Raw genomic sequence first — 13211 nt, forward strand, 5'->3', positions numbered from 1 at the left:
TATCAATTTATGGTGGCCGCATGCCTACTTCCATGCGTGCGGTCGAACTCGTTCGCTTCGGCGGCGCGGACACCGCGTTCTCCACCCGAGAGCGGCCGCAACCGGTTCCAGGGCCCGGCGAGGTGCTGGTGCGGGTGATGGCCACGTCCGTGAACCCCCTTGACCTGCAGACCCGGCGCGGCGACTACCGCGACCAGGTCACCCTGCCCGCCGTGATCGGCAGCGACGTGTCCGGAGTGGTGGTCGCGACCGGCCCCGGGGCAGACGACTTCCAGCCGGGTGACGAGGTCTGGTACCTGGCGCCGGCGTTCACCGGGCACGGAACCTATGCCGAGTTCCACGTCGTCGACCAGGCACTGGTCGCCCGCAAACCCGCGCACCTGTCGCACGCCGAGGCCGCGGGTCTCGCGCTCGTGGGCGTGACGGTGTGGGAAGCGCTGGTCGAACGCGCCGCGGTGCAGGCCGGGGAGCGGGTCCTGGTGCACGGCGGAGCGGGTGGGGTCGGTTCGATCGCCGTCCAGATCGCCAAGGCACTCGGCGCCGAGGTGATCACCACCGCGCGAGCCAGGGACCACGAGTTCGTCACCGAACTGGGCGCCGACACCGCGATCGACTTCTCGGCCGGTGACTACGCGCCGCAGATACGCGCGATGGGCGGGGTGGACGTCGTGCTGGACACCGTGGGCGGGGACACCCTCAGCCGCAGCCCGGAGATTCTCGCCGACCGAGGCCGAGTGGTGTCCATCGTGGACATCGCCGAACCCCAGAACCTGCTCGCCGCGTGGGGCGTGAACGCGACCTACCACTTCGTGTTCGTCAGCCCCGGCCGGGCGAAGCTCGAGGCCCTCGGCCGACTGGTCGACCGGGGATCACTCCGACCGGTGATCGGTGCCGTGCTGCCGCTGAATGACATCGCGCAGGCACACACGCTGCTGGAAGGCGGCTCCACCGCCGGGGGCCACAAGCGACCCCGCGGCAAGATCGCCATCGCCGTGCAGTAGCCGAACCGCTTGCCGCCCAGGCTCTTTCACCCATCGGCACTGCGAACCGGCCGCGAGGACGAGGCCCAGAGCTCGATGCCGATCTCCCCCGACCGGCTTGACTGTGCCGCTGCGGCACGGTTTTTCCTGGACGAACTCGACCCGCTGATCCAGGAGGAGACATGAGCACGACCGATCGGAACCGATTCCCCGCGGAAAAGGAGCCGGCCGTTCGGACGTCCGTCCCCCAGCGGCAACCGACGCCACTCGACCAGATGGGCGGACCGGCCGGGTTCGCCTACTCGGCAGCCCCGGTCATCGTGTTCGTCGCGGCCAACGCGTTCCTGCCGCTGACCGCGACGATCATCGTGTCGGTCGCCGTGGGACTGACCATCGCCGGCTACCGGCTGCTGCGCGGGGAACGGTTCAGCCTGGCCGCGGGCGGGCTGCTCGGTCTTGCCCTCGCCATCGGCATCGTCAGCCTGACCGGATCGGCGCGCGACTTCTTCGTCGTCGGCATCTGGGTCTACCTGGCGGCGTTCGTCGTCACGTTCGGGTCCGTGCTGCTTCGCAGGCCGCTGACCGGCGTCGCCTGGAACCTCGTGCACGGCCGCAAGCACGCCTGGCGTTCCGACCGGCGCGTGCTGCGCGCCCACGACATCGCCACGCTCGCCGCCGCCGCGGTGTCCGGCGCCCGGTTCGCCGTCCAGCAGTGGCTCTACGTCAGCAACGAGACCGGCTGGCTGGGCGTCGCCAGGATCGCGATGGGCTGGCCGCTCACCATCCTGGCCGCACTGGTCGTGGTCTGGGCCTGGCGGCGCAGCAACCGACTGCTGCCGACCGGCTGACGCGATCCGAGGTGGAGTGACGTGGAGCACGCGAGAGATCGCCGAACCGGCCGGAGGCAGACCGGTCACTCGTCCTCGTCATGTCCCGCATCCTCGGTCCGCAGCGCCTGGCCGAACGCATGGTCCCGCGCGACTGGTGCCTCAGTTCACGAAGCGCCGCACCTTCTCGGGATGCAAATCAATGCGCACCCACTCGAGGGCCAGCATTCCGGCGAGCTCGTCGGCGCGTGATGGCGCTTCAGCTCCCCAATAGCGGGCGAAAAGACGGGCGACCAGGTCGGACGCACCGTCCTCGCCCAGGGTCACGCGCCCTGTGATCGACAGCCAGCGTTCACGCTCCCCCACCGGCGCGATCACCACCAGCGAAGCGCGTGGGTCGCTGCGAAGACGACGGACCTTCACCGCGTCGGGCGCGGTGAACAGGTGGACCGTGCCGTCCTCTCCCACCTCGAACCACACCGGCCTCGGCTGCGCAGGAACCGGGCCCTCCGCCGTGGTGAGAATCCCGTACAGCGGACGACCGAGGAACTCGCGGTCGTCGCTGTTCAGCGGGCTGTCTTCGTCACTCATCACCTGCTCCATCCCGTGTGCGGCAAACCTTGTTTACCGCCAGGACAACGCACGAAACCCCGGCGGGGTGCCAACGCGAGCGGTTCGCCGACGTCGTCGTGCACAACAAGCGGGGCTGCTCTCCACAGTGGACCGAAGGCACCTTGATGACGCAGGCGACGGCTGCGAATCGACATGGTCATCACATGGTGCGGCTGGCCCTCACTCAGCCGGAGGCCGGGGAAGGGTCAACCGTTGAGATCATCGCGAACCGGCGCGCGAGGTCCCGGCACGCGTCGCGCAGTTCGGCAGGGTGCAGGTCGGTCAGGTCGGTGTCGAAGGTGACGAGGATGCCGGCCATTCCCGCCCAGGACCAGGCTCCGAGAGTCAGGCGGCAGTGGCCGGCGTCCAGGTGTTCCACGACGGAGCCTCCGGGAGCCCAGCGGGCCACCACGTCCGCTGGCAGGTTGAGCGTGGCGTTCCCCGTGCACTGCCACGCCGCCGGGGTGTCGCCGCGGTCGGGGCTGCTCATCACGAACTGCCCCAGATCTCCGCCAGGCAGCGCACGGGACGCGAATGCGGCGGACGTGGTGCGTGCGTGCAGCCGATCCACCCGGTGAACACGCCATCGGTCATCGCCCAGGTCGTAGACGACGACATACCACCGGCCCGCCCAGACCACGAGGTGATGGGGTTCGATGCGGCGGGCGGCCGCGAAGTCAGGTTCGTCGGGCATGGGTCGCGTCCCGTCAGGACGAAGCAGTTCGGCGACGAGAACATGGCGCTGCCGAACCGCCGACCCGACGGTGCTCAGCGCGGCGGGATCGATCGGCGGTGCGGGAAACTCCCAGTAGTTGCGCAAAGTGTTCACGCGCAACGACTCCATCGTTGTGCGCAGTGCCTCGGGCATGGCCTGTTGCAGCACGGCCAAGGCTCTGGCCGCGTCGTCCTGGAGCCCGAACACCGTGTTGGGGGCGGTTTGCAGTGCGACGGCGATCGCGCGGGCCTGGTCGTGGTCGAACAGCAGCGGCGGCAACGTGCGTCCGGTCCCGAGTTGGTATCCCCCGTCCGGTCCGCGGACGGTGCTGATCGGGTAACCGAGTTCGCGCAAGGTGTCCAGGTCTCGGCGCACTGTGCGCTCGCTGACCTCGAGGCGCGCCGAGAGATCGCGCAGCGACCACAGCCTGCGGGTGCCGAGCAGGGACATCAGCAACAGCGCCCTGCGTGAGGTGTCCGCCATCTTTCGCATCCTGCCACCGGTACTGGTCATTCGGTGACCAGTACCGGTGGCAGCGTGTGCTTCGAACAGGGGTCGTCGGTTGCGAAAGGACGGTTGAGCATGCGTGTCGCGGTGGTCGGTGGACTGGCGCTGGGGGCTGGTCTGCGCCGCGGCGGCTACGAGGTGTCCGTGTTCGACCGGGACATCGACGTCTCGGCGACGGGCGGCTACCACATCACCCTCGACGAGCGAGCCCAATCAGCACTCGAACGGCTCGTGGATCCGGCGATCATGCGCAGGCTCCGGGCATCGGGGTCGGCATTGCGCCTGCGCGATCGGGACGCGCTCTGGGACCGGAGAGGCCGTGTGCTCGGCTACGGCCCGGATCTGACCGGCAGCGCGAGCATCGACGTCGATCGCATCACGCTGCGCACCCTGCTGGCCGAGGCCGTCGGCGACGACCTGCACCTCGGACGGGCCGTGTCAGGTGCCGGTCGTGACGAACTCGGGAGGCCGCGCGTAGTGTTCACCGACGGATCCTCGGTCGCGGCGGACCTGGTGGTCGGCGCTGACGGTACCCATTCGGTCATCGCACGGCACCTGGCGCAAGGACCCACGAACCGGCCCGCGGGCATCATCGGCTTCTCCGGCCGCACCCGACGTGCCGATCTCAGCTCCGACGAGCAGCAGCGGCTCGGCGAACGTTCGACGATGGGGATCGGCCCGAGAGGTACGGCGCTCTACGTCGGGTTCCTCGACCCGGTCGGCAACGCTGCCCTCGACGCGCCCGAACTGCGCATGTCGATCACCACCGGCCCGACTTACATCTGGGGCGCGATGTTCCCCGACACAGCCGGAACACAGTCCTTGCGCGACCTCTGCGGCACTCGACTGCGAGCAGCCCTGCTCGACCGTTATCGCGCGCACCAGTGGAGCGATCGCACGCTGGAGGTCATCGCCCGCGCGAATCCTTCCAGCGTGGCGTCCTTTCGCTTCAACGCCGCCTCGACCCGCGCCACCGACCTCGCACCGTGGAACGCGTCCGACATCACCGCTCTCGGCGACGCTGTCCACGCCACACCACCCACTGCCGGCATGGGTGCGGGTATCGCGATCCAAGATGCCGCCGACCTGATCACCCAACTCGACGCGGTCGTCGGCGGCACCACGACGATCACCGACGCGGTCGGGAGTTTCGAATCTCGCATGCGACAGCGTGGCAGCGAAGCACTCACAACGGCCATGAAAACCGTCCGGCTGATCCTGTGGACCGACACCGCTCTCGGTGCCACGGCGACCAGGATCATCACTCCGCTGCTCGCCACGACCGCCCGCTTCCGCCGCTGAACGCCCCCGGCGGCACTGATCATCGACAAGGGTCGACGCGATCGATCAGCTCTCCGATGGCGACCGGGTCCAGGAAAGCGTTGCAGCGCAATACTTCTCCTGCGTTGGCCCGGACGTCGCCGTCGACGGCTTGCGCTGTCTGTTACGGAAGGGACGTCAGCGGCATCCTCGCGATTCGAGGAGATCGTTCGGATCTATGACCAAATACGCGGTGGCGGTGGAGAGCTCCTCGTACCGCTGGTCCAAGCCGGCCGCAGCTCGAACCATCTCGGAGACGAGCAGCAACTCCGCGCCGGGGCCTGGTTTCAGCATGATCGTTCGTCGAGCCGGCGGGGCACAGATGCCCGATCGGGCGATCTTCTCTCTTCAGGCGGACGCAGCCGTCACCCGATCGCCTTAGCGGCCCTGCGCTCAGTTGTGTCTTTCTACTGTCGGTGGGTCAATACACTTTGGATGACGTATCCGACGGCGATGGGCGGGCCACATCCGTGGATGGACGAGCCGCCCGGTGGGCGGGCCAGCGAGCAATGCGCCGCGCCGAGGTCGTAGGTGCAGCGCTGGATGTCATAGCCGAACACGGCCCACGGGTGTCGACCGAGCAGATCGCCGAACGAGCCGGGATCGCCCGTCCCATCCTGTATCGGCACTTCTCCGACGCGGACGACCTGTACGACGCGGTCGCACAACGGATCGGCGAACTGCTCGTCTCCGAACTGGCGCCGACGATGCTCTCTCCGGAGGGAAGCGCACGAGAGATCATCACGCGCATCGTCCGAACCTACGTCGTGTGGTTCTCCGAAAACACGCAGCTGTACCAGTACCTGGTTTCCCGTTCGATGGAGCCACATGCCAGCGAGCCAGGACCGGCGGCGGCCGTTCGTCAGCAGATCGGCGAGCTGTTGCGAGAACTGGTGGCGGGGTACGTCTCATTGCTCAACGGAGATCCGCAGGTTGCTGATCCGCTTGCGTTCGGACTGTTGGGGATGACGGAAACGGCGGCGGCACGGTGGGTGACCGCGCCTCCTGCCTCACTTGGCCGCGAAGAGCTGATCACCCACCTCGCGAGTTGGGTCTGGGGTTCGCTCGACGTCGCACTGCGCGGGATCGGTCTCCTGCTCGATCCCGACGTTCCACTACCGCAACTGCCGCGCCGGAACGACTGAAACCGCAGTTCAGCAGGGCCTCATCACCCAGAGTGCGCAAATTGGCCTGGCTCGCACAGTTACTGCTACGTTCACGTATCCCTTACTTGTAGATTGGGCCTGATGGCGCAATCAGATCGATCTAGTGGCGGAACACGTGAGTGAGCCAGACGAGGGGCAGTCGTGGCTGAACGACGCGGCCCGGCAAGCCAAAGAACGCATCGAGTCCCTGTATCTGGAAGGCCTGGAGTCACTCGGAACGAACCCGCCTGGGAAGTCCGGCGCAGCTCAACCGCCGAACAGTCCGGCCGCCCACGCGGTGGCGCCAGGCCCTGAGTCGTGAACCGCACGTTCGGACCGTGGAACCCCGTGACCTCGCCGCACGCCGCGTCCGAGTCACTGCGGGTGCTGGCAGCAGACGCGACTCCTGTGTTCCGAGAAGGTCTGCGCACAGTCGTTCAGCGGACGATCGGCCTGGAATGGGCCGGTGGCACCGATCATCCCGACGTCATCCGCGACGGTGTGCGCACCATTCGTCCGCACGTCGTCATGCTCGACAGCGCGATCGACCCGCATGGTGTCCTCACCGGAGAACTCGTCACCGAGGATCCGAGGTTGACGGTCGCCATCCTCTTCCGCGAACGCGATCACACCCCTGGGCCGGTGCGAATCGCCCGAGCGGCCGGCGCACGATGCCTGCTCAGCAGAAACACCGATGCCGTCCTCATCACCAGGGCGATCCTGCAGGCGCATCCAGCCAGCCAGTACGTCGATCCCCAGCTGGTGCTGGCCCTCACCGCGGCGCCGCAGAGGAAGCGGGGCGGTACCGAACACGAACTGCTCACCCCGCGGCAACGCCAGGTCCTCGCGCTGGTCGCCGAGGGCAACAGCGAGTCAGACATCGCACAGAGGCTCGACGTTGCCGTGAACACCGTGAGAAGCCACATGTCGAAGATCCGGGGCCGCCTCGGCGCACGTGACCGCGCACACGCGGTCGCCCTGGCCTGCCACGCCGGGCTCCTCCCACTGTGACGCCCCCGATCACCACGTCATGCGAAAGCCCCGTCGATGCCTCTGCCTGAAACCCGGCCGGAACCTTCGGACACCGAACTGATCGCCATGACGCGCACGCGCCCCGCGGCCGCGTTCGACGCGTTGTACCGGCGCCACTTCGAGGCCGCCCATGCCCGTGCCCGATGGCTGGTCCACAGTTCGATCGACGCGGACGACCTCGTCTCGGAGGGGTTCGCGCAGGTGATGGCGATCCTGCTCGCCGGTCGTGGCCCCACCCGCTCGTTCCGCGCCTACCTGTTGACGACGATCACGCACGTAGCGCTGGCCCGCCAACGCAGGGACGCGCGACTGGTGCTCGTCGCGGACCCCGGCGAGTACGACACGGAGCCGAGCTGCGCACAACCAGCGTCCTTCCAGGAGTTGGCGCTCGAACAGGTCGTCGACCGCCGGCTGGCGATGATCGCCTTTGAGTCGTTACCCAGCACGGCACGGGAGGTGCTCTGGTACACCGAGATCATCGGAGCGAGTCCCGCCGCGGTCGCCAGAACGCTGCGGGCCTCGCCGAACGCGGTGTCCGCACGTGCGCTCCGCGCAAGGGAAGCCTTGCGCACCGCCTACCTCGACGCGTTTCTGCCTGACAGCAGAAGGCGACCTGCGTGCACACCGTTCGTACGCGATCTCGCGGCCTGGCAGCGCAACGCACTGCGGCCACGACGCCAACGCGGCATCCACCAGCACCTCACCCGATGCCCACATTGCCGGGACTTGGCCGAAGGCCTTGCCTCGGTCAACACCACGCCTGATGCAGTCGTGTTCATGCCATCATTCCGCGGCCCCACTGCTGACCCGGCAGCCGACTGACTGCTGACAGCGTGCGCAATCCGCTTCGCACAGGCGTTTCATCAGCGTCGACCACAGTGGAGGGCTGCCGACCGGCCGAGCAATCCTCATTCGTGTCACAAGGTTCTGGGACCCGGGGAAGCAGCGTGAGCCGACGTCTGCTTGCTTGGGAGGTCGCCGGTCAGGGACTAGAGGTCTTCAGCCTCTCGCCTTCTCACCGGTCGGGGTCACCGCGAACCAGGCTCCGTCGATGCCGGTGATCGTTTCCATCTCGGCCGTCATACGTCGAGTGCGTCGACGACTGAGATCACACCCGCGGATTTCCAGGCACCTGTAACGCAATCCAGCGCGAGACCGAACACCGAGACGACGAGCTACTACTAAGGGGTCTAGTAGTCGCCGTGTCGCAGAGAGTGTTCGGTTATCCGAGAGGTGGACTGCATGACGGCGCCGAAGGCCAGACCCCCTTCCGCTGCGAAGACGTCTTTTCCGTGCGTTCCTGTCCCTTGTGGTCGGTGCGGGCGTGGCCATGCCCTTCGTGGTCGCGTCCGCACCGATGGCGTCGGCGGCTCCGTGCGACACGCCGGTGTCCAACAAGGTGCTTTGCGAGAACACCAAGCCCGGCACGCCGGACTGGCAGGTGTCCTCAAGGGACGACTCGATCCTCGGGTTCACCACGGACATCAGCGTCACGCCCGGTGGTCGCGTCGACTTCAAGATGCTCACGACGGCATCGCAGTACACGATCGACATCTACCGTTTGGGCTGGTACGGCGGCATTGGTGCGCGGCACATGGGCCAGACCAGCCGGAACACCCCGCAGAACCAGCCGCCGTGTCTCAGGGACGGCCCCACCGCGCTGATCGACTGCGGGAACTGGGCGGTGTCGCTCAGCTGGAACGTGCCTGCGGACGCGGTGTCGGGCATCTACTACGCCCGCACCAAGCGCACCGACACGGGCGCCGAGAACGAGATCGTGTTCGTCGTTCGCGACGACACCTCGCACGCGAAGATCATGCTGCAGACGTCGGACGCGACCTGGGTGGCGTACAACCGCTACGGCGGCAACAGCCTCTACTTCGGTGACGGCCCCGGCCAGGGTGGCAGCTCGTACAAGGTCAGCTACAACCGCCCGTACACCGGTGGCGACGGCGACGAGAACTTCATCTTCAACGCCGAGTACCCGATGCTGAGGTTCCTCGAAGCCAACGGCTACGACGTCACCTACACGACCGAGGTCGACACGGCGCGGCGCGGCCAGCTCATCAAGAACCACAAGGTCTTCATGCCCGTCGGGCACCCCGAGTACTGGTCGAACGAGCAGCGCGCCAACGTCGAGGCCGCCCGCGACGCCGGGGTGCACCTGGCGTTCCTCACCGGCAACGAGATCTTCTGGAAGCACCGCTGGGAGAAGAGCATCGACTCGTCCCAGACCGACTGGCGCACGGTCGCGAGCTTCAAGGAGACCAAGGGCACGCAGGACGACGGCCTCAACGACTGGACCGGTACGTGGCGCGACCCGCGGTACAGCCCGCCGCAGGACGGTGGCAGGCCGGAGAACGCGTTGCTGGGCAACATCTTCACCGTCAACGGCCGCCGCGACGACGCCATGCAGGTGCCCGCCGCGTACGGCAGGATGCGCCTCTGGCGGCACACCGACCTGCAGACCATGGCGGCCGGCAGCACCTACACGTTCCAGCCCGGCACCCTCGGCTACGAGTGGAACACCGTGGAGGACAACGGGTTCCAGCCGCCAGGCGTGGCGCAGCTGTCGCGCACGACGGTCGATCTCCAGGGCTACTACGTGCTGAAGAACCACGGCGACGAGTACGGCTCCGAGGTCAAGACGCACGCCGTCACCTACTACCGGCACCCGAGTGGTTCGCTCGTGCTCGCGGCCGGCACCGTGCAGTGGGCCTGGGGCGTCGACGACGACCACGCGTTCCGCACCAACACGCCGACGTCCGACGTGCGCATGAAGCAGGCCACGATCAACTTCCTCGCGGACATGGGCGTTTTCCCGTCCACGCTGCAGGCGGGCCTGACCGCGGCCACGCCCAGCAACGACACGGCCCCACCGGGCGTGACGATCAGCAACGTGCCCGCGCAGTCCACGGTCGGGCAGCCGTACACGTTCTCCGGCACGGTGATCGACGCCGCCGGGCAGGTCGCGGGCGTCGAGGTGTCGACGGACGGCGGCAACCGCTGGCACCCGGCCAACTGGGTCGCCGGCCAGACCACCTGGAACTACACCTACACCCCGGCGCAGTCCGGTACCGCTCAGCTGAGGGTCCGCGCGGTCGACGACTCGGCCAACCTCTCACAACCGGTCTCGGCGACGCCTGGCGTGACATCGAGAACCTGTCCGTGCGGCGTGTTCGCGGGCAGTGACCTGCCGAAGGTCGCCTCCGCCAACGACAGCTCCGCGTTGGAGCTCGGCATGAAGTTCCGCAGCGCCACGGCTGGTTACGTGCGCGGCGTGCGGTTCTACAAGGGCGACGGCAACACCGGCTCGCACACGGGTTCGCTCTGGTCGAGCAACGGTGACCTGCTGGCGTCGGGCACGTTCGTGAACGAGACGGCGACGGGCTGGCAGACACTGCTGTTCCCGTCCCCGGTCGCGGTGCAGGCGAACACCACCTACATCGCCTCGTACTTCACCCCGACCGGCCGGTTCTCCTACGACACCGAGTACTTCTTCCGCAAGGACAAGAAGCTGGAGCCGCTGACCGGGCTGCAGTCCGGCACGGACGGCCCGAACGGCGTGTTCAAGTTCGGCGCGGGTTTCCCGAGCAACACCTTCGGCGACACCAACTACTGGGTCGACGTGGTGTGGGCGCCGGACCCCGGGCCGGACACCCGCGCGCCGATCCAGACGTCCAGTTCCCCCGCCGCGAACGCGGGCTCGGTCGCGCTCACCACGACGGTCTCGGGCACGTTCGACGAGAACGTGTCGCTGACCGGCGCCCAGTTCACCGTCACCGGCCCGAACGGCGCGGTGGCCGAATCGACCTCGTTGTCCGCGGACACGAGAACCGTCACCTTCACCCCGTCCGCGCCACTGGCCGCGGCGACGTCGTACACGGCGTCACTCCGGGCCGCGGACGCGTCGAACAACCTGTCCGCCGCGACGACCTGGACCTTCACCACCGGATCGCCACGACCGGCGGCGTGCCCGTGCACTGTGTGGGACGACTTCGCCGCACCGGCCACAGTGGACTCCGGCGACACGAACCAGGTCGAGGTCGGCACGAAGGTCAGGTTCGACGGCAAGGGCGAAGTGCTCGGCGTCCGGTTCTACAAGGGTCCCGGCAACACCGGCACCCACACCGGCAGCCTCTGGACCTCGACCGGCCTGCTGCTCGCCACCGGCACGTTCACCAACGAGACCACATCGGGCTGGCAGAAGCTGACGTTCAGCACTCCGGTCGCGGTGCAGGCGAACACGACCTACGTCGTCTCCTACCTCGCCCCGAACGGCCGCTACTCGGTCACGTCCGGCTACTTCAACGGACAAGGCGCGGACTACAAGTCGTTGCACGCCTTGCAGAACGGCACCGATGGCGGCAACGGCGTGTACAAGTACGGCAGCGGTTTCCCGAACAGTTCGTACAACGCGACGAACTACTGGGTCGACGTCGTCTACCGCAACGGCCTCAACGGCGACACCACTCCCCCGACGATCACCAACCGCACGCCAGGCATCGACGCGACGAACGTGTCGCTCACGGCTCCGCTGACGGCGACGTTCAGCGAACCGGTCGACCCCGCGTCGGCGCAGATCTGGCTGACCGATCCCCGGGGTGGCAGGCTGTCCGGCTCGGTGTCGTTGTCCGGCGACCAGAAGACGGTCACCTGGACCCCGGCCGGAAAGCTCGCACCCGGAACCCGGTACCAGGCACACCTCGGCATCGCCGACGCGAACGGCATCGCCCTGGCAGCCCCGGCGGAATGGGCCTTCACCACGACAACGACACCGACCTGTCCGTGCTCGCTCTTCAGCACGGCGACCGTGCCCGCCGAGACGTCCGCGGACGACAGCGGCGCCTACGAGCTCGGCGTCCGGTTCACGCCCACGCAGTCCGGCCAGATCACGGGCGTGAAGTTCTACAAGGGCACCGGCACGCACACCGGCAGCCTCTGGAACGCCAACGGTTCCAGGCTCGCCACCGGCACGTTCACCGGCGAGACCGCGACCGGCTGGCAGACCCTGACGTTCGCCCAGCCGGTGATCGTCAGCGCCGGCCAGACCTACACCGCCTCGTACACGACGACCACCGGGCACTACGCGGTGAACGCCGGGTACTTCGGCACAGGTCCGGTCAACAGCGGCCCGCTGTCGGCACCGCAGGAGACCAACGGCGTGTTCGTGCCCGGCAGCGGGTTCCCGACCATGACCTACGGCTCCGGCAACTACTGGGTCGACGTCGTCTACCAACCCAACTCGGACAACGACGCCCCAGTGGTGCAGAGCAGGACGCCGCTCGACGGTGCGAGCGGCGTGAGCCTGACGAGCACCGTGACGGCCCAGTTCGACGAGCCGGTCGAGCTGAGCACGGCGCAGTTCGCCGTCACCGACCCCGGCGGCGCGAAGCTCACCGGCGCGCTGGCATTGTCCGGAGATCAGCGGACCGTCACGTGGACTCGGTCGTCACGTCTGGCCGCAGGCACGAAGTACACGGCGAGCCTGCGGATCGCGGACGCCTACGGGAACCTGATGCCCGCGGCGACCACCTGGTCGTTCACCACGACGACGCCCCAGACGTGCCCGTGCTCGTTGTTCAGCGCCGCAACGGTTCCGACAGTCGCGGCGACCGATGACAGCGGCGCCTACGAGCTGGGCGTGCGGTTCACGTCGTCCGTCAGCGGCAAGGTGACCGGCGTGAAGTTCTACAAGGGAGCGGGCAACACCGGCACCCACACCGGTTCGCTCTGGACCTCGGACGGAACGCGCCTGGCGACCGGCACGTTCTCGAACGAGACGGAGACCGGGTGGCAGACGCTGACGTTCAGCACACCGGTCGACATCACGGCCGACACCACCTACGTCGCCTCGTACACCACGACGACGGGCAGGTACGCGCTCGACACCGGGTACTTCTCGGCATCGGCCGTGACCAGTCCTCCGCTCGCGGCGGGGATCGCCAACGGCGTGTTCCAGGCGGGATCAGGGTTCCCGTCGACCACGTACAACGGCGGCAACTACTGGGTGGACGTGGTGTTCCAGCAGAACTGACCGAACAAAGCTGAAGGGGCGGACCGAATGAATCGG

9 protein-coding genes are annotated in these 13211 nt (G+C 67.8%); 7 read left to right on the top strand and 2 right to left on the bottom strand.

Going from position 1 to position 13211, the window contains the following annotated elements:
• The first annotated feature begins 20 nt into the window (after positions 1–20).
• Both JNUCC0626_RS13350 and JNUCC0626_RS13355 read left to right on the top strand, forming a co-directional pair.
• Positions 21–1001 (top strand): zinc-binding dehydrogenase, encoded by a 981-nt coding sequence (locus JNUCC0626_RS13350; RefSeq protein WP_394620043.1) that lies wholly within the window; start codon positions 21–23, stop codon positions 999–1001.
• A gap of 161 nt (positions 1002–1162) precedes the next feature.
• A complete protein-coding gene (locus JNUCC0626_RS13355; RefSeq protein WP_394620044.1) occupies positions 1163–1828 on the top strand; it encodes a DUF3159 domain-containing protein in 666 nt (221 codons plus the stop codon).
• Between the two features lie 141 nt (positions 1829–1969).
• Here the strand turns inward: JNUCC0626_RS13355 and JNUCC0626_RS13360 are convergent, their stop codons facing one another.
• Together JNUCC0626_RS13360 and JNUCC0626_RS13365 are read right to left on the bottom strand one after the other, a co-directional pair.
• Positions 1970–2398, bottom strand: coding sequence for a pyridoxamine 5'-phosphate oxidase family protein (locus JNUCC0626_RS13360; protein WP_394620045.1), 429 nt, complete (start codon positions 2396–2398; stop codon positions 1970–1972).
• A 205-nt stretch (positions 2399–2603) separates the two neighbouring features.
• On the bottom strand, positions 2604–3617 hold the full coding sequence (locus tag JNUCC0626_RS13365) for a helix-turn-helix transcriptional regulator (protein WP_394620046.1): 1014 nt from the start codon (positions 3615–3617) through the stop codon (positions 2604–2606).
• 99 nt (positions 3618–3716) lie between these two features.
• On the opposite strand from JNUCC0626_RS13365, the gene JNUCC0626_RS13370 reads away from it, so the two are divergent.
• The 5 genes from JNUCC0626_RS13370 to JNUCC0626_RS13390 all read left to right on the top strand — a co-directional run bounded on the left by JNUCC0626_RS13370 (position 3717) and on the right by JNUCC0626_RS13390 (position 13175).
• A complete protein-coding gene (locus JNUCC0626_RS13370; protein WP_394620047.1) occupies positions 3717–4943 on the top strand; it encodes an FAD-dependent oxidoreductase in 1227 nt (408 codons plus the stop codon).
• Positions 4944–5470: 527 nt separating this feature from the next.
• A complete protein-coding gene (locus JNUCC0626_RS13375) occupies positions 5471–6106 on the top strand; it encodes a TetR/AcrR family transcriptional regulator (protein ID WP_394620048.1) in 636 nt (211 codons plus the stop codon).
• Positions 6107–6424: 318 nt separating this feature from the next.
• Positions 6425–7117 carry a helix-turn-helix transcriptional regulator gene (locus JNUCC0626_RS13380; protein ID WP_394620049.1) on the top strand — a complete coding sequence of 231 codons (693 nt, stop codon included), beginning with the start codon at positions 6425–6427 and terminating at the stop codon, positions 7115–7117.
• An 87-nt stretch (positions 7118–7204) separates the two neighbouring features.
• Complete coding sequence (locus JNUCC0626_RS13385) at positions 7205–7960, top strand: RNA polymerase sigma factor (protein WP_394620050.1); 756 nt, start codon at positions 7205–7207, stop codon at positions 7958–7960.
• 508 nt (positions 7961–8468) lie between these two features.
• The gene (locus JNUCC0626_RS13390) at positions 8469–13175 is read left to right on the top strand and encodes a DUF4082 domain-containing protein (RefSeq protein WP_394622032.1); all 4707 of its coding nucleotides are present in this window, start codon (positions 8469–8471) and stop codon (positions 13173–13175) included.
• Positions 13176–13211 lie beyond the last annotated feature (36 nt).

It is taken from the genome of Lentzea sp. JNUCC 0626 (assembly GCF_043632865.1).
Classification (GTDB): domain Bacteria; phylum Actinomycetota; class Actinomycetes; order Mycobacteriales; family Pseudonocardiaceae; genus Lentzea.

What these genes read in the sequence shown, in the direction of transcription:
- JNUCC0626_RS13350 (WP_394620043.1), top strand. Translation starts at nt 21, where the DNA reads ATGCCTACTTCCATGCGTGCGGTCGAACTCGTTCGCTTCGGCGGCGCG.
- JNUCC0626_RS13355 (WP_394620044.1), top strand. Translation starts at nt 1,163, where the DNA reads ATGAGCACGACCGATCGGAACCGATTCCCCGCGGAAAAGGAGCCGGCC.
- JNUCC0626_RS13360 (WP_394620045.1), bottom strand. Translation starts at nt 2,398, where the DNA reads ATGAGTGACGAAGACAGCCCGCTGAACAGCGACGACCGCGAGTTCCTC.
- JNUCC0626_RS13365 (WP_394620046.1), bottom strand. Translation starts at nt 3,617, where the DNA reads ATGGCGGACACCTCACGCAGGGCGCTGTTGCTGATGTCCCTGCTCGGC.
- JNUCC0626_RS13370 (WP_394620047.1), top strand. Translation starts at nt 3,717, where the DNA reads ATGCGTGTCGCGGTGGTCGGTGGACTGGCGCTGGGGGCTGGTCTGCGC.
- JNUCC0626_RS13375 (WP_394620048.1), top strand. Translation starts at nt 5,471, where the DNA reads ATGCGCCGCGCCGAGGTCGTAGGTGCAGCGCTGGATGTCATAGCCGAA.
- JNUCC0626_RS13385 (WP_394620050.1), top strand. Translation starts at nt 7,205, where the DNA reads ATGACGCGCACGCGCCCCGCGGCCGCGTTCGACGCGTTGTACCGGCGC.
- JNUCC0626_RS13390 (WP_394622032.1), top strand. Translation starts at nt 8,469, where the DNA reads ATGCCCTTCGTGGTCGCGTCCGCACCGATGGCGTCGGCGGCTCCGTGC.